The organism is Streptomyces venezuelae, assembly GCF_008642375.1.
Lineage (GTDB): Bacteria > Actinomycetota > Actinomycetes > Streptomycetales > Streptomycetaceae > Streptomyces > Streptomyces venezuelae_G.
The window spans coordinates 2,007,787-2,026,154 of record NZ_CP029194.1 but is presented as its reverse complement, the minus strand read 5'-3'; the positions used below and the strand labels follow the sequence as shown (position 1 = coordinate 2,026,154).

20 protein-coding genes and 1 pseudogene are annotated in these 18,368 nt (G+C 72.5%); 14 read left to right on the top strand and 7 right to left on the bottom strand.

Annotated elements, in window-relative coordinates; all coding sequences use genetic code 11:
* Nucleotides 1-67: 67 nt before the first annotated feature.
* Entirely contained in the window at nucleotides 68-493 is a 426-nt protein-coding gene (locus DEJ46_RS09025; protein WP_055640845.1) for an OsmC family protein, read from the bottom strand.
* A 33-nt stretch (nucleotides 494-526) separates the two neighbouring features.
* Nucleotides 527-1,612, bottom strand: coding sequence for a cell division protein ZapE (zapE, locus tag DEJ46_RS09020; RefSeq protein WP_150265026.1), 1,086 nt, complete (start codon nucleotides 1,610-1,612; stop codon nucleotides 527-529).
* A 36-nt stretch (nucleotides 1,613-1,648) separates the two neighbouring features.
* On the opposite strand from zapE, the gene DEJ46_RS09015 reads away from it, so the two are divergent.
* The 9 genes and pseudogenes from DEJ46_RS09015 to DEJ46_RS08975 all read left to right on the top strand — a co-directional run bounded on the left by DEJ46_RS09015 (nucleotide 1,649) and on the right by DEJ46_RS08975 (nucleotide 9,265).
* Nucleotides 1,649-2,527: a pyrimidine reductase family protein gene (locus DEJ46_RS09015; RefSeq protein WP_150265025.1), complete on the top strand. Its 879-nt coding sequence runs from the start codon at nucleotides 1,649-1,651 to the stop codon at nucleotides 2,525-2,527.
* A 105-nt stretch (nucleotides 2,528-2,632) separates the two neighbouring features.
* On the top strand, nucleotides 2,633-3,115 hold the full coding sequence (locus DEJ46_RS09010; protein ID WP_150265024.1) for an indole-3-glycerol phosphate synthase: 483 nt from the start codon (nucleotides 2,633-2,635) through the stop codon (nucleotides 3,113-3,115).
* A gap of 197 nt (nucleotides 3,116-3,312) precedes the next feature.
* Nucleotides 3,313-4,704, top strand: a complete 1,392-nt coding sequence (murC, locus tag DEJ46_RS09005) for a UDP-N-acetylmuramate--L-alanine ligase (protein ID WP_150265023.1) — start codon at nucleotides 3,313-3,315, stop codon at nucleotides 4,702-4,704.
* A gap of 10 nt (nucleotides 4,705-4,714) precedes the next feature.
* Nucleotides 4,715-5,125: a peptide-methionine (R)-S-oxide reductase MsrB gene (gene msrB, locus DEJ46_RS09000; protein ID WP_150265022.1), complete on the top strand. Its 411-nt coding sequence runs from the start codon at nucleotides 4,715-4,717 to the stop codon at nucleotides 5,123-5,125.
* A gap of 80 nt (nucleotides 5,126-5,205) precedes the next feature.
* A pseudogene (locus tag DEJ46_RS40735) lies at nucleotides 5,206-6,936 on the top strand (YwqJ-related putative deaminase); the annotation flags it as partial.
* Between the two features lie 54 nt (nucleotides 6,937-6,990).
* Entirely contained in the window at nucleotides 6,991-7,464 is a 474-nt protein-coding gene (locus DEJ46_RS08990) for an SUKH-3 domain-containing protein (protein WP_150265020.1), read from the top strand.
* Nucleotides 7,457-7,975, top strand: a complete 519-nt coding sequence (locus tag DEJ46_RS08985; protein WP_190622510.1) for an SUKH-3 domain-containing protein — start codon at nucleotides 7,457-7,459, stop codon at nucleotides 7,973-7,975. The genes DEJ46_RS08990 and DEJ46_RS08985 overlap by 8 nt, the downstream gene beginning before the upstream one ends.
* Nucleotides 7,968-8,363, top strand: coding sequence for a YwqJ-related putative deaminase (locus DEJ46_RS08980; protein WP_150265018.1), 396 nt, complete (start codon nucleotides 7,968-7,970; stop codon nucleotides 8,361-8,363). The genes DEJ46_RS08985 and DEJ46_RS08980 overlap by 8 nt, the downstream gene beginning before the upstream one ends.
* Nucleotides 8,360-9,265, top strand: coding sequence for an SUKH-3 domain-containing protein (locus DEJ46_RS08975; RefSeq protein WP_150265017.1), 906 nt, complete (start codon nucleotides 8,360-8,362; stop codon nucleotides 9,263-9,265). Before DEJ46_RS08980 ends, DEJ46_RS08975 begins: the two co-directional genes overlap by 4 nt.
* 5 nt (nucleotides 9,266-9,270) lie before the next feature.
* Here the strand turns inward: DEJ46_RS08975 and DEJ46_RS08970 are convergent, their stop codons facing one another.
* The 4 genes from DEJ46_RS08970 to DEJ46_RS08955 form a co-directional block, all read right to left on the bottom strand.
* Nucleotides 9,271-10,056, bottom strand: coding sequence for an SDR family NAD(P)-dependent oxidoreductase (locus tag DEJ46_RS08970; RefSeq protein ID WP_150265016.1), 786 nt, complete (start codon nucleotides 10,054-10,056; stop codon nucleotides 9,271-9,273).
* A gap of 143 nt (nucleotides 10,057-10,199) precedes the next feature.
* Complete coding sequence (locus DEJ46_RS08965) at nucleotides 10,200-10,793, bottom strand: hypothetical protein (RefSeq protein WP_150265015.1); 594 nt, start codon at nucleotides 10,791-10,793, stop codon at nucleotides 10,200-10,202.
* A 146-nt stretch (nucleotides 10,794-10,939) separates the two neighbouring features.
* Complete coding sequence (fusA, locus tag DEJ46_RS08960; RefSeq protein WP_150265014.1) at nucleotides 10,940-12,955, bottom strand: elongation factor G; 2,016 nt, start codon at nucleotides 12,953-12,955, stop codon at nucleotides 10,940-10,942.
* 286 nt (nucleotides 12,956-13,241) lie between these two features.
* On the bottom strand, nucleotides 13,242-13,676 hold the full coding sequence (locus DEJ46_RS08955) for a VOC family protein (RefSeq protein WP_150265013.1): 435 nt from the start codon (nucleotides 13,674-13,676) through the stop codon (nucleotides 13,242-13,244).
* Between the two features lie 149 nt (nucleotides 13,677-13,825).
* On the opposite strand from DEJ46_RS08955, the gene DEJ46_RS08950 reads away from it, so the two are divergent.
* Together DEJ46_RS08950 and DEJ46_RS08945 are read left to right on the top strand one after the other, a co-directional pair.
* Nucleotides 13,826-14,473 carry a nucleoside/nucleotide kinase family protein gene (locus DEJ46_RS08950; protein WP_411757732.1) on the top strand — a complete coding sequence of 216 codons (648 nt, stop codon included), beginning with the start codon at nucleotides 13,826-13,828 and terminating at the stop codon, nucleotides 14,471-14,473.
* Between the two features lie 22 nt (nucleotides 14,474-14,495).
* Entirely contained in the window at nucleotides 14,496-15,029 is a 534-nt protein-coding gene (locus DEJ46_RS08945; protein ID WP_150265011.1) for a YcxB family protein, read from the top strand.
* 14 nt (nucleotides 15,030-15,043) lie between these two features.
* Here the strand turns inward: DEJ46_RS08945 and DEJ46_RS08940 are convergent, their stop codons facing one another.
* Nucleotides 15,044-15,781, bottom strand: coding sequence for a glutamine amidotransferase-related protein (locus DEJ46_RS08940; protein ID WP_150265010.1), 738 nt, complete (start codon nucleotides 15,779-15,781; stop codon nucleotides 15,044-15,046).
* Nucleotides 15,782-15,877: 96 nt separating this feature from the next.
* Here DEJ46_RS08940 and DEJ46_RS08935 point away from each other — a divergent pair, with 96 nt between their 5' ends.
* From DEJ46_RS08935 to DEJ46_RS08925, 3 genes are read left to right on the top strand one after another with little or no spacing between them, the layout of a single operon-like run.
* On the top strand, nucleotides 15,878-16,414 hold the full coding sequence (locus DEJ46_RS08935; protein ID WP_150265009.1) for a tetratricopeptide repeat protein: 537 nt from the start codon (nucleotides 15,878-15,880) through the stop codon (nucleotides 16,412-16,414).
* An 8-nt stretch (nucleotides 16,415-16,422) separates the two neighbouring features.
* Nucleotides 16,423-17,322 carry a LysR family transcriptional regulator gene (locus DEJ46_RS08930; protein ID WP_150265008.1) on the top strand — a complete coding sequence of 300 codons (900 nt, stop codon included), beginning with the start codon at nucleotides 16,423-16,425 and terminating at the stop codon, nucleotides 17,320-17,322.
* Nucleotides 17,323-17,371: 49 nt separating this feature from the next.
* The gene (locus DEJ46_RS08925) at nucleotides 17,372-18,331 is read left to right on the top strand and encodes a hypothetical protein (protein ID WP_150265007.1); all 960 of its coding nucleotides are present in this window, start codon (nucleotides 17,372-17,374) and stop codon (nucleotides 18,329-18,331) included.
* Nucleotides 18,332-18,368 lie beyond the last annotated feature (37 nt).

Sequence of the window (18,368 nt, the reverse complement as noted above, 5' to 3'; positions counted from 1 at the left end):
GCACTGTGGTGACACGTGAACCATGCGGGCCACAACTGCCTCGTGTGGCGCGTGTTCTGACCGGGGGTCAGGCCAGTTCGGCGGTGAGCGTGATCGTCACACCGGTGAGGGCCTGGCTCACCGGGCAGTTCTGCTTGGCGGTCTCGGCCAGCTCCTGGAACTTGTCCGAGTCCAGGCCCGGGACCGTGCCGCGCACGGTGAGGTGGCTGGTCGTGATGCCCGTGCCGGGCACGAAGGTCACGTCGGCCTTGGTCTCCAGGCGCTCCGGCGCGTTGCCTGCCTTGGCCAGGATGTTGGAGAACGCCATGTTGAAGCACGAGGAGTGCGCGGCGGCGATCAGCTCCTCCGGGCTGGTCTTCCCGTTCGGCTGCTCGGTGCGGGCAGGCCAGGAGACGTCGAACTTGCCGAGACCGGAGGAGTCGAGCGTGACGACACCGGAGCCCTTGAGGAGGTCGCCCTCCCAGACGGCGTGAGCGCTGCGCGTTGCGGCCATGGTGGATCCCTTTCGATCGGGTATGGCCCCAACCTACTGCCCGACAAGCCCCTTTGCGTCGCGCGCGAGCGCGGTGAGCCGGGAGATCGCCCGGAAGTACTTCTTGCGGTACCCGCCGTTCAGCATCTCGTCGCTGAAGAGCCGGTCGAAGGGCAGTCCGGAGGCGAGGACGGGTATCTCGCGGTCGTAGAGGCGGTCGGCGAGGACGACGAGCCGGAGGGCCGTCGACTGGTCGGGGACCGGCTGGACGTCGGTGAGGCAGACCGCCGCGAGGTCGTCGGTGAGCGCGCCGTACCGGCTCGGGTGCACCTTGGCCAGGTGGCCGAGCAGGTGCGGGAAGTCGTCGAGGGAGGCGCCCGGCGTGCGGTACGCGGTCTCCGTCACGACCTGGTCGGTGTACGGGGCGGGGGCCTCGGGCAGACCGCGGTGGCGGTAGTCCTCGCCGTCGATCCGCAGCGGCATGAAGTGCGCGGAGAGGCCCTGGATCTCGCGGAGGAAGTCGGCGGCGGCGAAGCGGCCCTCGCCGAGCTTGCCCGGGAGCGTGTTGGAGGTGGCGGCCAGGGCCACGCCCGCCTCGACGAGCTTGCCGAGGAGGCTGGAGACGAGGACGGTGTCGCCCGGGTCGTCCAGCTCGAATTCGTCGATGCAGAGGAGACGGTGCCCGCTGAGGGTCTTCACCGTCTGCTGGAAGCCGAGCGCGCCGACCAGGTTGGTCAGCTCGACGAAGGTGCCGAAAGCTTTCAGCGAGGGCTCGGCGGGGGTCGCGTGCCAGAGGGAGGCCAGCAGGTGGGTCTTGCCGACGCCGTATCCGCCGTCCAGGTAGACCCCGCGCGGCCCGCTCGGGGCGGCCGCCTTCTTGGCGAACCAGCGGCGCTTACCGGCGCCGGAGGCGTGTGCCCCGCCGAGGCCCTCGGCGAAGCCGCTCAGCGCCTTGACGGCGTCCGTCTGGCTGGGCTGGTTCGGGTCCGGGAGGTACGTGTCGAAGCGCACGGAGTCGAAGCGCGGCGGCGGCACCATCTCCGCGACGAGACGGTCGGCGGGGACGTGGGGCTCTCGGGAGCAGAGCGAGAGCGGGGCCGCTTCGGTGGAAGCCGCTTCGGTGAGGGCGTGGGTCGACACAGTTCCCCACTGTAAGCGCCATGTCAGACTGCGAGGATGCGACGCCTGCTCCCTGTGACGGACATGACAGCCCACGAGACCGCCGCGGGGGAGGTCCACGAGACCGCCGCGGGGAGGGCCACAGCGGCCGCGGAGGCCACAGCGGCCACCGCGGGGGCGACTCCGGCGACCGCCACCGGCGAGGCCCCGGCCGGCGGCCGGGAGTGGACCCTCGACGAGCTGGCCGACGCCTACGCGTATCCGGAGGGTGACGCCGTGTGGCTGCGGGCCAACATGGTCTCGTCCCTCGACGGGGCCGGCCAGCACGACGGCCGCTCCCAGCCGCTCTCCTCCGAGACCGACATGCGGATCTTCGGCACCCTGCGCGGCCTCGCCGACGTGATCGTCGTGGGCGCGGAAACGGTACGCCTCGAGGGGTACCGCCCCGCCCGGGCGCGGGAGGCCTTCGCGGCCCGCCGGGCCGCCGCAGGGCAGGGCCCCGCACCCGTGATCGCCGTGGTGACGGCCTCCCTCGATCTTGACTTCTCGCTGCCGCTCTTCACGGACCCGCTCGTCCCGACCCTGATCCTGACGGGGGCCGCCGCGCCCGCCGAGCGCGTACGGGCCGCCCGGGAGGCGGGTGCCGAGGTGCTGATCGCGGGCGACGGGGCCGGGGTGGAGCCCGCCCGTGCGGTGGCGGTCCTCGCGGAGCGCGGGCTGCGGCGCCAGCTGACCGAGGGCGGGCCCCGGCTGCTCGGTCAGTTCGTGGCGGCGGGGGTCCTCGACGAGCTGTGTCTGACGATCTCGCCGACGATGACCGCGGGTGGCGCCCAGCGGATCGCCGGGGGCCCTTCGGTGGCCGTCCCGACACGCTTCTCGGTGGCTTCCGTGCTGGAGCAGGACGGCTTCCTCTTCACCCGCTACCGTCGGATCTGACAATCAGCGGAATTTGTCGTTCCGCTTTCCGTCCGCTGGGCACACTTATGTCGCAGACCCCGTGCGGGCACGGGGAAGGATGGTTTCCGCAGAAGGGCTCCAGAGGTGTTCACAAGCGTTCTGATGATCGAGAAGCCCCTGACGTCCGTCGACGTGGAGTTCGTCACCACGCTGCACGGCGACGAGGGCGTGTCCTTCATCGTCCTTATGCAGCCGCGTGGTGACCAGGCCGATGTGCTCTTGCGTGCCATCGACGACGTCGCCATGGGCGAACTGAAGGAAGCCGCCCACGAGGGAGGGGAACCGGAGGGCAAGGCCGCCCGGGGCCCCGCCGAGCAGGCCCTGGAGTACTCGCTCCGGGCCCTGAGAGACGCCGGCTGCGAAGCGGTCGGCCAGGTCGTCGAGGACCACCCGCTCACCAAGATGAAGGCGGTGGTCGAGGAGTCGGAGGCGGACGAGGTGATCGTTCTCACCGCCCCGCACTACGTGGAGGAGTTCTTCCACCGGGACTGGGCCTCCCGGGCCCGGCACAAGGTCGGCGTCCCGGTGCTCAAGCTCTTCGCCCACAGCGAGCAGGACGGCGCCTAGGGCCTGTCCGGCGGATCAGGGCCCGACAGGCCGTGACGACCGGCCCCGGGCCGCGCCCCGTGCAGGGGGCGCGGCCCGGGGCGGGCCCGCCGTCAGCGCACCGCCCGACGTGCCTGGCCCGGGTCCGGCAGACCGGAGCCACTAGGCTGGTCCTTCCAGTACGAGACAGCCAGACGCACCCCCGGGGAGAGATCCGCATGGCACCCGCCATCCCTGCCGCCATGGAACGACCGCACTTCATCGGTATCGGCGGTGCCGGAATGTCGGGCATCGCGAAGATCCTCGCCCAGCGGGGCGCCAAGGTCGCCGGCAGCGACGCCAAGGAGTCCCCGACCGCCGAGGCCCTGCGCGCCCTCGGCGCCACCGTGCACATCGGGCACGCCGCCGAGCACCTCGCCGACGACGCCTCCGCCGTCGTCGTCTCCAGCGCCATCCGGTCCGACAACCCCGAGCTGGCCCGCGCCGCCGAGCTCGGCATCCCCGTCGTCCACCGCTCCGACGCGCTCGCCTCCCTCATGGACGGCCTGCGCGCGATCGCCGTCGCCGGCACGCACGGCAAGACGACGACCACCTCCATGCTGGCCGTCGCGCTCACCGAGCTCGGTCTCGACCCCTCGTACGCCATCGGCGGCGACCTCGCGGGCCCCGGCACCAACGCGCTGCACGGCGACGGCGAGGTCTTCGTCGCCGAGGCCGACGAGAGCGACCGCAGCTTCCAGAAGTACGACCCCGAGGTCGCGATCGTCCTCAACGTCGAGCTGGACCACCACGCGAACTACGCCTCCATGGACGAGATCTACGAGTCCTTCGAGGCCTTCACCGCCAAGATCCGCCCGGGCGGCACCCTGGTCGTCGGCGAGCACGCGGGCGCCCGTGAACTGGCCCGCCGCGTCGCGGACCGCGACGGCCTGAACATCGTCACGGTCGGCGAGTCCGAGGACTCCGACGCCCGGATCCTGAAGATCGCCCCGAACGGCATGAAGAGCGAGGTCGTCGTCCTCCTCGACGGCGTCGAGCACACCTTCACCGTCTCCGTCCCCGGCCGCCACTACGCCCACAACGCCGCCGCGGCCCTCGCCGCCGGCGCCCGCGTCGGCATCGACCCGGCCGAGCTGGCCCAGGCCCTCACCGCCTACACCGGCGTCGGCCGCCGCCTCCAGCTCAAGGGCGAGGCCGCGGGCGTCCAGGTCATCGACTCGTACGCGCACCACCCCACCGAGATGACCGCCGACCTGGAGGCCATGCGCGGCGCGGCCGGAGCCGCCCGTCTGCTCGTCGTCTTCCAGCCGCACCTCTTCTCCCGCACGCAGGAGCTCGGCAAGGAGATGGGAGACGCGCTGGCCCTCGCCGACGCCTCCGTCGTCCTCGACATCTACCCGGCCCGCGAGGACCCGATCCCGGGCGTCACCAGCGAGCTGATCATCGCCGCCGCCCAGCGGGCCGGCGCCGACGTCACGGCCGTCCACGACAAGGCGACCGTCCCGGACGTCGTCGCGGGAATGGCCAAGCCCGGCGATCTCGTTCTGACGATGGGCGCGGGCGACGTCACGGACCTCGGACCGCGGATCCTGGACCACCTGGCGAACTGAGGAGCAGCTGATGTCGGCGTACGAGGTAGAGAAGCCGGACGAGCAGTGGCGGGCGGAGCTCACCCCGGCGGAGTACCAGGTGCTGCGCCAGGCGGGCACCGAGCCGGCCTTCCGCGGGGAGTACACGGACACGAAGACGAAGGGCGTGTACTCCTGCCGTGCCTGCGGCGCGGAGCTGTTCACGTCGAACGAGAAGTTCGAGTCGCACTGCGGCTGGCCCTCGTTCTTCGACCCCAAGGACTCCGGGGCCGTCGAGCTGATCGAGGACCGCTCGCACGGCATGCTCCGCACCGAGGTCCGCTGCTCGCGCTGCGGTTCGCACCTGGGTCATGTCTTCGAGGGTGAGGGCTACCCCACCCCGACGGACCAGCGGTACTGCATCAACTCGATCTCGCTCCGCCTGGAGCCGGACGAGGGCTGACGCCCGGACGCCTCGTCACCCGCCCCTTGTGGTAGGACTATTGCGGATTGCAAACAGTCTTCAACGGGGGGCGGGGGAACGTGGCAGTCACGGTTCCGGACTGGGCGGACACTCTTCTCGACTTGATCGGCGTGGCCTGGCCGAACGTCGACGAGGACGCGTACCGCGAGATGGCGGACGCGCTCAGGGAGTTCGCTGAGGACCTGGAGGACGACGGTCAGCTCGCGAACAACCACTTCGAGCGGTTGTTGTCGTCCGGTGAGGGCGAGGCGCTCGACGCGCTCAACGAGCACTGGGCGAAGATCAAGACCAAGCACCTGAAGGACATCTCGGGTGCGGCGCGGACGGTCGCGGGCGGCCTGGACACGGCGGCCGGCGCGATCGAGGGCATGAAGCTCGCCGCACTCGTCCAGCTGGGCTATCTCGCGGCCGAGGCCGGTATCGCGATCTCCTTGATCCCGGTGACGGGCGGTCTGTCGGCGCTGATCGGCGCGGCGTCGATGCGGGCCACGCAAGAGGTCATCAAGCGGCTGATCAAGGAGTGCGTGGAGGAGGCCGTCGGTTACGTCGTGGCCGCGATGACCGAGCCCGCGGTGGCCGCCCTCGAGGGCATGGCCGCCGATCTCGTCGTCCAGCTCGGCGCGGTGGCGATCGGCCTGCAGGACGGGGTCGACCTCGACCAGACGAAGGACGCCGGACAGGAGGGCTTCAAGGAAGGGGTCCAGTCCGGCAAGGAGGCCATGAACCTGGCCTCGGCCGGCGGCGGTGGCGGCGGCTCGAAGGGCGGCGGGCTGAAGAACCTGCACATCGAGCACGCCGAGCACACCCACGCCTCCACCCAGCTCAACACCGTCTCCGCGGGCATCCACGGCAAGACCGCGGGCAAGCTCACGAAGGCGAAGACCGCGCACGGCCGGACGCGGGGCCGCGACTCGATCGCCGACGCGATCGACCCGATCGCCGACAAGGCGCTCGAAGCCCTCACCAAGGCCGCGAAGAACATGGGCGACCACGTCGGCCAGACGCTGCCCAAGGCCGTCAAGCAGATCTCCGTCGACCACAAGAACACCGACGACAACCTCCGCGACCGCTTCGCCCGCCAGCGCAAGGGCGACCACGACAACGGCGGCAGCGGTGGTGGCGGTGGCGGTGGGAACGGCAATCCCCCCGGCGGAAACGGCAACGGCGGCTCGGGGAACAACCCCGGCGGCAACCGCATCACCCCGGCCCCGCCATGGCACGGCAGCTCGGCCGGCGGCATGAATCACCACCGGACCGACCCGCTTGACGTACGCCACCTCACCCCGGAGCAGCAGCGGGCGGCGGTCGTCCAGGAGGCGCGCGACCTCGCCGACAGGGCGCGCAGGGCCGATCGCAACAACCCGGACGATCCCAAGCACAAGATCGACATGGCCAAGACGCACTTCCCGCCCGGCGAGAACCTCCTCAAGGACGGCGCGTGCTCCGGCAGCATGCTCCACGACGGCGTGATCACCAGCCATTCCAGTGCCACGAAGGGGGTCGATCAGGAGAAACCCGATCTGCACCCGGCCGCACAGGACATCTACGATCAGGTGAAGGCCCGGATCGAGGGGGAAGGGCGATTTCCCGGCGGGGGACACGGTCAGTGCGCGGAGGCCAACCTCATCTCGGACCGGCTGCGCCACCTCGATCCCACAGGGACGTCCATCAGCAGCCTCGACGATGTACGCGAGGCGCTGAAGGGTGCGCAGATGTACACCGTGCAGATCGGCCAAGACCGGAAGAAACTCTTCGACCACAACGAGTACAAACCGCCGTGCCGCTCGTGCGGGATCGCCCTCGAAATGGCCGGCATCACCGCCTACACCGGCTAAGGAGCCCGCGTGCCTCACCTCAACACCCCGGCCGACGTCGATGCCTGGTTCGGCGAGTACGGATGGTTCCCCGGGCGGAACGTGGCCGACCAGGTACCTGCGATCGTCACGGAGATCACGGAGGAGTGCCGCAGCGAAGGCTTCCCTCTGGAGCCCTTCGCCGCCGCGACGGATTTCCTCACCGAACACGCGGGACTCCAGGTGGCCATCGACGTCCCGCGCAAGGAGTACCTCGAATTCGCGCCGGCCCTCGTCTGGGACTCGACCTCCGAGGACATCGCGGAGCTGAGCCGCAACCTCGGCGTCCGGCTCTTTCCGATCGGCTGGGACTCCTCGGAGGGATCCCCCCTTGTCATCGACGAACAGGGCCGCTGGTTCTTCATGCACCACACCGGCAACTACTACATGGGCGCCGACAAGTACGAGGCGATGATCGCCCTGGCCCACGCCCCCATGCAGGATGCGGAGGACTACTTTGTCTGACCCCGTCCCCGGCACAGCGGCGGGCGGGGCGCCCCGCGCGTCCCGTCCCCGCGTCCCCGTGGATGTCGACGCCTGGTTCGGCGTGTACGGCTGGTTCCCCGGCCGGAACGCCGCCGAGCAGGCTTCGGCGTTCGTGGCGGAGGCCGTCGAGGAGAGCCGGAAGCGCGGATTCCCGGTGGTGCCCTTCCCTGCCGCGACCGACTTCCTCACCGAGCACGTCGGGCTCCGGGTGACGCACGACGTCCAGCGCGACGACTACATCGACTTCACGGCCGTGCCCGTCTGGGGCCATCTCTTCGAGGACATGGCGGAGCTGAGCAGCAGACTGGGTGTGCGACTGTTTCCGGTCGGTTGGGACTCCACGGACGGCGAGGTGTTCGTCATCGACGAAGGGGGCCGGTTCTTCTGCATGCACCACACCGGCGACTACTACATGGGCACCGACAAGCACGAGGCGATGATCGCCCTCTACCGGTCTCCCATGCAGGACGCGGAGGATTTCTATGTCTGACCTGATTCCCGGAACGGCGGCCTCGCTGCTCATCCACGGCACGATCACCAGCCACACCAGCCTCACCGGTGACGGCGAGCCGCACCTCCACCCCGCCGTCCAGGAGTTCTTCGACGGGCTCCCGCCCGCCCTGCGCGAGCAGTTCATCGGCTACTGCGCCGAGTCCGCGCTCGTCTCCGACGAACTCCTCGGATGGGACAGGAAGCGTGGCGACGGCCGTGCCGCCACCCTCGACGAGGCCGTCCCGCACTTCGCGGGAGCCGCGATCGTCGCCCGTAAGATCCGCCCGCACGGGGACCCCGAGCACGGCACCGAGGCCGAGGTCTGCCGCTCCTGCTCGGCGCTCCTCGACCGGCTGGGGATCACGATCATCCACGACGAAGCATGACCGGCGTGCTGACGCGGGCCGGGTGGCAGCCGGACCGCGACGCCGGGGACGCCGCCATGCTCGCGATCCTCACCGCCGTGGCGGTCGGCGCGAGGCTCTTCCCCGCCGCCGAGCTGGCCCTGCGGGAGTTCCACGGCCTGACCGTCCTCCCCGCCGACACCGGTGGCCGTGACGTCGCCGCCATCGGCAGCGTCGTGGACCCGCGCGAAGCCCGCTTCGACGTCCCGTCCCTGCACCGGGTCGCCGACTCCCTCGGCGTACGCCTCTTCCCCCTCGGCCGTACGGACACGGACGCGCCGCTCGCGGTCGACGAGCACGGCCGGCTTCTGATGCTCGGAACCGGCGGGCCCTGGCTCCTCGGCGAGACGGTCCACGACGGCCTCACGGCGCTCGCGGAGGGGATCGCGCCGGTCCGGCTCCGCGCACCCCGCTGGAGCTTCCCGCTGCCCGGCGGGTCCGCCGATCTCGGCGCCGCCGTACGGGCCGCGCTCGTCGCCGTCTACGTCCTGCACAGCGCGGGCGTGTACAGCGGCCGCGCGCTGCACCTGCGGGCCACCACCCTGCGGGGGATCGGCGTCGTGGCCGTCGACGAGGACTTCCCGCTGGGCCCGGGGTCCCTGGACAGCAGCGCCGAACCGCTGGTCGCGGCGATGACCGCGCGCCTCGACGCCTCGGGCGCCCGCGCGGCCGCCTGCGAACTGACCCTGACGATCCCCGTCCCGCCCGGCACGGAGGGCCCGCCCGCCACGGTGGAGTGCACCGTGACGGTGGGCAACCCGGCCGAAGCCCCCGCCCTGACCCTCACGGCCGGCCTGTCCGCGTCCGCGGGTCCCACGGCGACGGCCCTGGACCACTGCGCACGGTCCCTCACCGCCTGGTCGGGGACGCCCCCCGGCGCCTGATCGGCTCAATGGACGGAGAAGCCGCCGTCCACGAAGAGGGACTGGCCCGTGACGTACGCGGAGGACGTGCTCGCCAGGAAGACCGCCGCGCCCGCGAAGTCCTCGGCGAGGCCGTTGCGGCCGACCATCGTGCGGGCCGCCAGGGCCGCCACCTTCTCCGGGTCGGAGGAGAGCCGCCGGTTGAGCGCGGTCATGACGAAGCCGGGGACCAGGGTGTTGGCCGTCACGCCGTACGGCGACCACGCCTCCGCCTGCGAGCGGGCCAGCGACTCCAGGGCGCCCTTGGAGACCCCGTACGCACCGCTCTGGACGAACGCGCGGTGCGCCTGCTGGGAGGTGATGTGGATGATGCGGCCGAAGCCGCGCTCGGCCATGCCGGGGCCGAAGCGCCGGCCGAGGAGGAAGGGGGCCTCCAGGTTCACCGTCATGGTGGTGTCCCAGACCTCGTCGCCGAGTTCGCCGAGCGGCGGACGGAGGTTGATGCCCGCAGAGTTGACCAGGATGTCGGGCTCACCGAAGACGGCCGCCGCCGCCTCCGCCCCGGCCTTGATCCCCTCACGGGTGCTCAGGTCGGCACTCACCCACGCGGCCCGGCAGCCGTCGGCCGTCAGCTCGTCCACCGTCGCGGCGAGCTCGCTCTCCTTGCGCGCCAGGACCACGACCCGCGCCCCGGCCCGGGCCAGGGCCCCGGCGATGGCCCGGCCGATGCCCGAACTGCCGCCGGTGACAAGGGCGGTGCGTCCGTCGAGCGAGAACAGCCCGGAGAGGTAGGGGCCGGAGGTCGTGGTCATCGTGTCGCTCCTCGAGTCGTACGGCACCGGGCCGTCCGCGTGCGGTGGACGGCCGTCCCCGCATCCTGGCACAGGGCCCTCACGGGCAGCGGACCTGTCCGGTCCGCACGGACGGAGCGGGAGCTGCGCGCCGTGCCGTCACGTCACCAGCCGAGCTGTGGCTCGCCCAGGACCTGGCCGCCGATGCTCGCGGCGAGCTCCTGGGCCCTGGTCAGGGCCCCGGGGGTGCGGGCGCAGCCGTGGACGAAGACGGTGTGATGCTCGGTCCACCCGCGGATCTGGGCCCTCTCGCCGTGGAACACGACCTGGACGCCGTCGTCGTTCGCGCTCGCGTACTGGCCAAGCTCCGGGCGCGCCGGCCACAGCCCGCGCCAGCAGATGTCGGCCAAGCCCTGGCCGAGAGCCGCGACGAAACGTTCCTCCACCGTTCCTGTCGGCACTTCTGCATCGGCATCCAGCGGCAGGTGTGCCTCCAGCGCGGTGGCTTCCGCGGTCGTCACGTCGAGGTCGAACCAGACGTACTCACCCGCAGGATCGGTACGGATGTCCAGATAGTCGAAGCGTGCCTCGGGCAGGACCGCAGCCATCCGCTGCACGTCCTCGACCGTTCGCAGCTCGGCGTAGAGCTCGGCCTTGGCCTCGCACTCGGCCATCTGCCGACGCAGACGATCGGCCCGCGCGAATGCGGTGGCCGCGTCGGTGGTCCGGTAGACGGGATACGCCCTGGAGTTGCCCATGGGCCGAACCGTCACACACCCGCGCAGGCCGCCGCCACCGTGTTTCGTGCGGTCTCCGGACTCGGTGCCTGCCCGGGCGGTGCGTGAGCCGACGCTCACGCACCCGCCCGGGCCGTCCCCCGGCGGCGTGCGCCGGCCGCCCGGCCTCAGCCCTGCGACTGCGGGGCCGCGGCGTACCCCGCCGGGCGGGTGGTGAAGGTGCCGCGGCCCTGGGTGCGGCTGCGTAGGCGGGACGCGTAGCCGAAGAGTTCGGCCAGCGGGACCGTCGCCGAGACCACCGCCGTGCCGGAGCGGGTCGTCTGGTCCGTCACCCGGCCCCGGCGGGCCGCGAGGTCGCCGAGGACCGCGCCGACCGACTCCGCAGGGACGGTGACCGTCACCTCGGCCACCGGTTCCAGGAGGGTCATCGCGCTCGCGCGGAGCGCCTCGCGCAGGGCGAAGCGGCCCGCCGTGCGGAACGCCATCTCCGAGGAGTCCTTCGGATGCGTCGCGCCGTCCGTGAGCGTGACCCGGACACCCGTCACCGGGTGGCCGCCGAGGGGGCCCTCGACGAGGGCGTCCCGGCAGCCGGCCTCGACCGCGCGGACGTACTCCTGCGGTACGCGGCCGCCCGTGACCGAGGAGGAGAAGGCGAAGTCCTGCTCCTCACCGGCCGGTTCGACGTCGATGACGACATGGGCGAACTGGCCCGCGCCGCCGTCCTGTTTGACATGGCGGTACAGCAGGCCCGTGACGCCCTTCGCCACCGTCTCCCGGTACGCGACCTGCGGACGGCCCACCGTCACCTCAAGGCCGCGGTCGCGCCGCAGCTTCTCCACCGCGACCTCCAGGTGCAGTTCGCCCAGGCCCGAGAGGACCGTCTGGCCCGTCTCCGGGTCGGACCGCACGACGAGCGAGGGGTCCTCCTCCGAGAGTCTCGCGAGGGCCGTCGCCAGGCGGCCCGTGTCCGTGCTCCGGCGGGCCTCCACGGCGACCGAGACCACCGGGTCGGCGGTCGTCGGCGGTTCGAGGAGGACCGGCGCGTCCGGAGCGCAGAGCGTCGCGCCCGGTCGGGCCGTCTTCGGGCCGACGACGGCGACGATGTCCCCGGCGCGCGCCCCGTCCAGCTCCGTCGTCCGGTCGGCCTGGACGCGCAGGATGCGGGAGATCCGCTCGGTGCGGCCGGTGGTGGTGTCGAGCACGGTGTCCCCCTTCGTGATCGTGCCCGCGTAGACGCGGACGTAGGTCATGCGGCCGGTGGCCGTCGCGCTCACCTTGAAAGCGAGCGCGGTGAACGGCGCCGCCGGGTCCGCCGGCGTCCCGCCGCGTACCGGCGGCATGTCGGACGGCGCCGGGAGGTACGCGACGACGGCGTCGAGGAGCGGTTCGACGCCCCGGTTGCGGTACGCCGAGCCGCACAGGACGACCACGGCGTCGCCGGAGAGGGTGAGGTCGCGGAGCGCGCCCCTCAGTGTCCCTTCGGAGAGCGCGGACTGCGCGCAGAACTCCTCCAGGGCGGCCGGGTGCAGCTCCGCCACCGTCTCCTCCAGGCGTCGCCTGCGGTGCCGGGCCTCGTCCGTCAGTTCGTCCGGGACCGGCTCCTCGGTGTACGTGTCGGCGCCGTCGGGCCACACGTACGCCCGCATCCGGACCAGGTCCACGACGCCCGTGAAGCCGTCCTCGCGCCCGATGGGGAGCTGGACGGGGAGCGGGACGGTGCCGAGGCGCGTACGGATCGACTCCACGGCGCCGTCGAGCTCCGCGCCCGCCCGGTCCAGCTTGTTGACGAACGCGATGCGCGGGACGCCGTGCCGGTCCGCCTGCCGCCACACCGTCTCGCTCTGCGGCTCGACGCCCGCGACGGCGTCGAAGACGGCGACGGCGCCGTCGAGGACGCGCAGCGAACGCTCGACCTCGTCGGAGAAGTCGACGTGCCCCGGGGTGTCGATGAGGTTGATCCGGTGCCCGGTCCAGTCGCAGCTGACGGCCGCGGCGAAGATCGTGATGCCCCGGTCCCGCTCCTGCGGGTCGAAGTCGGTGACGGTCGTGCCGTCGTGGACCTCACCGCGCTTGTGGGTGGCGCCGGTGAGGAACAGGATCCGCTCGGTGACGGTGGTCTTGCCCGCGTCGACGTGGGCGAGGATGCCGAGGTTGCGGATGCCGGTGGTGAGGTGGGTACGCACGGTGTCGTGCCTTTCGCTGCTGCGTGGAGACAGGGCAGCGCGATTCCCGGACGGATCGAGAAGGGATCAGGATCAGGACGTCACGGGTCGGCGATGGCGGGCGCGCAGCCGCCACCGGCCGGGGGAAGAGGCGAGGATCACGTCGAACCGGGCACGGGAGGGCGACACGGCGACGGCACGGTGGCTGCGCACGGTCATCTCCCCTCGGACGGACGTCTCACGGCGCACCGATCGGTGCGCCGTGACGTGAGTGTAGGGAGCCGAACCGCGCGTGCGACAGCGGTTTTTACGCGGTGACGGTGGTGGCGTCGGTGACGTCGGCCGGCTGGAGAAGGTCCCAGCGGTTGCCGTAGAGGTCCTCGAAGACGACGACCGAGCCGTACGGCTCGTGGCGCGGCTCCTCCTTGAAGACGACCCCGGCCGCCGTCATCCGGGCATGGTCGCGGGCGAAGTCCTCGGTGTGGAGGAAGAAGCCGACCCGGCCGCCCGTCTGGTTGCCCACCGAGGCCGCCTCGGTCTCGTTCTTGGCGCGGGCCAGGAGCAGGCCCGCGTTCCCGAGGCCGCCGACGCCCGCCGCGCCGCGCGGACGGACGACGACCCAGCGACTGCCGTCGCCCCGGTCGGTGTCCTCGACGAGTTCAAAGCCGAGGGCGTCGGTGAAGAAGGCGATGGCCTCGTCGTATTCACGGACGACGAGGGTGACGAGTGCGATGGACGGCATTACCCCAACGTAATACGTGGAAGCGGTAGGAATCTACTCGCGTCAACCCGCGTCGTCGCAGGTACGACCCTCGTCGCAGCGAGGGTGCGAACGAGGGGTCGGGGAGGGTCGGGCGAGGGTCCGGGGGAGGGGTGGCGAGGGGTGCGAGAATGCCCGACATGGACGCGCAACAATTCGAGCGCCTCGCCGCACGTGCGCGTGCCCTCGCCGAGCCGGGGTCCGGCCCGCGCCACCGGCGGATACTCGGCCTCGCGGGCGCGCCCGGGGCCGGGAAGTCCACGCTGGCCGCACGGCTCGTCGCCCGCCTCGACGGGCTCGCCGTCCTCGTCCCGATGGACGGCTTCCACCTCGCGCAGGCCGAGCTGGAGCGCCTCGGCCGGGCCGGCCGGAAGGGCGCGCCCGACACCTTCGACGCCGCCGGGTACACGGCGCTCCTCACCCGGCTGCGCGCCCCCGAACCGGGCACCACCGTCTACGCCCCGGCCTTCGACCGCTCCCTGGAGGAGCCGATCGCCGGAGCGATAGCCGTCCCGCCCGAGGTCCCGCTCGTCGTCACCGAGGGCAACTACCTCCTCCACGACGAGGGCGCCTGGGCCGCGGCCCTGCCCCTCCTCGACGAGGTCTGGTACCTGGACCTGGACGACCGCCGCCGCGTCCCCCGGCTCGTCGAGCGGCACGTCCGCTTCGGCAAGGAGCGGGCCCAGGCCGAGCGCTGGGTGCACGACTCGGACGAGGTCAACGCCCGCCTGGTGGCCCGGAGTCGGGACCGCGCGCACCTGGTCGTCCGGATGACCTAGCGGAACAGTACGATCCCGTTCCATGGTCATGGACTCGGGGCACGACGGCAGGCAGGGCGACATACGGAGCACGGTCGAGCTGGTGTACCGGCCGACCCGTGCCGACATCCACACGGCCGTCCTGGTGCGCGAGCGCTGCCGGCGCCTCCATCTGGTCCGCTGGGGTTTCGCGGGACTGTTCGCGGCCGTGGCCCTGCTGGTCCTGGCCGCACCGACGAGTGCCGCGTCGTCGTCCCTGCTGCCCGCCGTCCTCGCCGTTCTGGTCTGGTCGGTCCCTCACGCCCAGAGCCACCACGCGCTGAAAACGGTCTCCTGGCAGGGCGAGTACCGCCTGTCCGTGAGCGGGACGGGAGTCTCCGCCGAGACCGAGCACGTGACGCTCCTCCAGCGCTGGTCGGTCTTCCGCGGCTACCGCGAGACCCGTGACCACGTGGTGCTCCTCAGCCGCGACCCGAACATCCTGCTCGTGGAGGTGCTCCCCAAGCGCGGACTGCGCTCCCCGGAGGGCGTGGAGGGGCTCCTCGACCTCGTCGGCCGCCACCTGCCCCGCATCTGAACCCTGAGTCCCTCTCAGGGCGTGGCGTCCTCCGCGTGCCGCACCGCCGCCGTCGCCAGGGCGCGGATCAGCGGGTGCGGGCGGGTGCCGTCGCCCGCCAGCTCCGGCTGGAAGAGGGTCGCCAGGAAGAAGGGGTGCCCGGGGAGTTCCGCGACGCGGACCCCGCCCTCCTCGTCGGCGCCAGTGAACCGGATGCCGTGGGCGCGCAGGGCGTCGAGGTGCCGGCTGTCCGGGCCGTAGTTGCAGTGGTAGCGCTCGGTGGTCCGCTCCGCGCCGAGGGACTGCTCGGCGAGCGAGCCGGGGGCGACCCGGACGACGCCCTCGTGGCCGACGAGCGAGCAGGCGAGCGGCGCGATCAGCAGGTCTCCGGAATCCGCCGCCGGGTCGTTCTCGGCGTGCGCGGCGCGGGACAGTCCGCAGACGTTCCGCGCGTACTCGAGGAGGGCGTGCTGGAAGCCGCCGCAGGTGCCGAGGAAGGGGATGCCGTCCTCACGGGCCGTACGGATCGCGGCCAGCGCCCCCGCCTCGCTCGCGTACGGACTGCCCGGCAGCACCCACACCGCGTCGAAGCCCCTGACGGCGCCGGGCGCCTCCGCGTCACCCGTCGGGATCCAGTACGCGTCGAGCGCGAGCCCGTCCCGTTCGGCGAGGGCGTCGAGGAGGACGGGGATACGGACATGGGACCTGACGTGCGGGGAGCGGTCGCCGACCAGGGCGATGCGGGGGACGGGGCGGGAGGTGTTCGCGTTCATGGCGACCATGCTGGTGGGCGCCGCCTGTTCACGTCCAACGATGATTCCTGCACTCTCCATCACGCATGCTTATGTCGCCGTCAGTAGGGTGTCCGTATGACCAGCCATCACTCGGTGGAGCAGGAGTGGGAGCTCCGGGTCGCCGCGCTCTGGGAGCGCCTCGACGACCACGAGCCCGCCGACTTCCGCGCCGCCGTCGCCGCCCTCGCCGCCGAGCGGGCCGAAGACGACCCCGCAGCCCTCTTCGAGCTGGGCGCCGCCCACGACTCCACCGGCCTGCCCGTGGAGGCGGTCCGCCTCTACGAGCGCGCCCTCGACGCCGGTCTCACCGGGCTGCGTCGCCGCCGGGCCGTCGTCCAGCTCGCCAGCAGCCTCCGCAACCTGGGCCGGCCCGACCGCAGCGTCGAACTCCTCACCGCCGAGCGCGACATCCCCGCCGACCGGCTCGACGCCGACGAACTCGCGCTCTCCGGCGCCGTCGACGCCTTCCTCGCCCTCGCCCTCGCCGACACCGGCCGGGACCGCGAGGCCGCCTCCCTCGCCCTCGGCGCCCTCGCACCCCTGCTGCCCCGCTACAACCGCTCGCTCGCCCACTACGCGCGCGCCCTCCTCACCGCCCCCGACGGCTCCTGAGCGACTTCGTGGACCCGCATCTCCTCCGTACGTACGTCACCGTCGCCCGGCTCGCCTCCTTCTCCGAGGCCGCCCGCGAGCTGGGCTACACCCAGTCGGCCGTCTCCCAGCACATCGCCGCCCTGGAGGCCGACCTCGGGCTGCCGCTCCTCGGCCGGCGGCCCGTCGCACCCACCCCCGCCGGGCAGCGGCTCCTCGAACACGCGGGGGCGCTGCTCCTGCGCCTCGACGCGGCCCGCGCCGACCTCGGCCGGTTCGCCGCCGCGCCCCGCGCGACACTGAGCGTCGCCGCCTCCCCGCTCGCCCTGGCCGCCCGTACCCTCGCCGCGCTGCCCGCCACCGGGGTCACCCTGCGCGCCCTGCCCGGCGAGCGAGTACCCGAGGCCGTCGCCACCGGCGAGGCCGACGCCGGGCTCGTCGACGGGATCACCGCACCCAGCGACCCGCTGCGGCTGCCCGACGTCGCGCCGCTCACCGCGACCGGGATCGCCGAGGAGCCGCTCGCCGTCGTCCTGCCCGCCGGCCATCCGCTCGCCGGGCGCGCCGGGCTGCGGCTCGACGACCTCGTGGACGCGCGCTGGCTCGACGCGCCCGCCGCCGGGGTCCCCCTGGAGCAGCTCCGGGCCGTCCACGCCGGACCGGCCGGCCGGGGCTTCCGTACGGCCCTGCGCTACGAGGGCACCGACACCCGCACCCTCGCCGCCCTCGCCGCCGCCGGGCACGGCCTCGCGCTCCTGCCGCTCCCCGTGGCCGCCGGAGTCCCCGGCGCCACCGCCGTCCCGCTGGTCGCGCCCCGCCTCGTCCACCGCATCGAACTCCTCCTCCCGGGTCTCGGCGGGGGCGCAACCGGTGAAGGAGGCGAACCCGCCGGGCCGGCTGCCGAGTTCGCGCGACGACTCAAGAGCTGACACCCGCACTCGCTACCCTGTGCGCAACGGCGACGGAAGGCGGGCTGACGTGGGCTGGCTGAGGCGAGGACCCAAGCGGGACGGCGAGGACACGCCGAGGGATCCCGAGTTCACGTACTTCTCGGAGCGCGAGGCCGCGCTCTTCCGCGGCCGGGTCCGCGCCACCTTCGCCGAGCTCGGTCTGGAGGTCTCCGTCTACGCGGACCACGTCGTCGACGACAGGAAGCGGCGGTTCGGCCTCGGCAACCTCGCCGCCGTCTGCCACCAGGACCGCCGCGGCATGCGCGTCTGGCCCGAGCTGATTCATCGTCATGTCGACCTGGTCGTACGGGCGATGGAGGGGCCGTCCGCTCTGGAGACCCTCCCGCCCGAGCAGATCCGGGCCCAGCTCTACCCCCGGGTCGTCAGCGGCGACGGCATCGACGCAGGGGCCTTCGGCTACGCGCGAACCGTCGCCCCCGGGCTGTACGAGGTCCTCGCGCTCGACCTGCCGGAGAGCGTCATGATGCTCACCGACGAGGCCCTGGACCGGCTCGGCGACCACGCGCAGCTCCGCGACCGGGCGCTGCGCAATCTGCGCGGGCTGCCCGTGGAGGAGCACGAGACCGTCCGCGACGCCGACGGCATGTGCTTCGAGATCATCCTCGGCGACTCCTTCTACACCGCGAGCCGCGTCCTCGACCTGGACGGCGTGGCCCGGCGCGTCACCGGACTGCCGCTGGGCGAGCACGGCGCGCTCGTCGCCCTGCCCTTCCGCCACCAGCTCGCCTTCCACCCCATCCGGGACACCTCGATCATCCCGGCCCTCGGCGCGATGGCCTCCTTCGCCGCCTCCGGGTACGAGGACACGCCGGGGGCCATCAGCCCGTACGTCTTCTGGTGGCGCGGCGGCACGCTCACCCAGCTCAGCGAGCACGACGAGGAGCGCGGCGATCTGCGGATCGTCGTCGGCGACGACTTCCAGGAGCTTCTGGAGCGGCTCATCGCCCAGGGCCCGGACCACCGCTGAGCGGTCGCGTCGGGGCCCGGCCGGGGGCAGGATGCTG

Excerpts from the sequence above, each read along its gene's own strand:
- DEJ46_RS09025 (WP_055640845.1), bottom strand. The coding sequence starts at position 493 with ATGGCCGCAACGCGCAGCGCTCACGCCGTCTGGGAGGGCGACCTCCTC.
- DEJ46_RS09015 (WP_150265025.1), top strand. The coding sequence starts at position 1,649 with ATGCGACGCCTGCTCCCTGTGACGGACATGACAGCCCACGAGACCGCC.
- murC (WP_150265023.1), top strand. The coding sequence starts at position 3,313 with ATGGCACCCGCCATCCCTGCCGCCATGGAACGACCGCACTTCATCGGT.
- msrB (WP_150265022.1), top strand. The coding sequence starts at position 4,715 with ATGTCGGCGTACGAGGTAGAGAAGCCGGACGAGCAGTGGCGGGCGGAG.
- DEJ46_RS08980 (WP_150265018.1), top strand. The coding sequence starts at position 7,968 with ATGTCTGACCTGATTCCCGGAACGGCGGCCTCGCTGCTCATCCACGGC.
- DEJ46_RS08975 (WP_150265017.1), top strand. The coding sequence starts at position 8,360 with ATGACCGGCGTGCTGACGCGGGCCGGGTGGCAGCCGGACCGCGACGCC.
- DEJ46_RS08970 (WP_150265016.1), bottom strand. The coding sequence starts at position 10,056 with ATGACCACGACCTCCGGCCCCTACCTCTCCGGGCTGTTCTCGCTCGAC.
- DEJ46_RS08965 (WP_150265015.1), bottom strand. The coding sequence starts at position 10,793 with ATGGGCAACTCCAGGGCGTATCCCGTCTACCGGACCACCGACGCGGCC.
- DEJ46_RS08955 (WP_150265013.1), bottom strand. The coding sequence starts at position 13,676 with ATGCCGTCCATCGCACTCGTCACCCTCGTCGTCCGTGAATACGACGAG.
- DEJ46_RS08950 (WP_411757732.1), top strand. The coding sequence starts at position 13,826 with ATGCCCGACATGGACGCGCAACAATTCGAGCGCCTCGCCGCACGTGCG.
- DEJ46_RS08945 (WP_150265011.1), top strand. The coding sequence starts at position 14,496 with ATGGTCATGGACTCGGGGCACGACGGCAGGCAGGGCGACATACGGAGC.
- DEJ46_RS08940 (WP_150265010.1), bottom strand. The coding sequence starts at position 15,781 with ATGAACGCGAACACCTCCCGCCCCGTCCCCCGCATCGCCCTGGTCGGC.
- DEJ46_RS08935 (WP_150265009.1), top strand. The coding sequence starts at position 15,878 with ATGACCAGCCATCACTCGGTGGAGCAGGAGTGGGAGCTCCGGGTCGCC.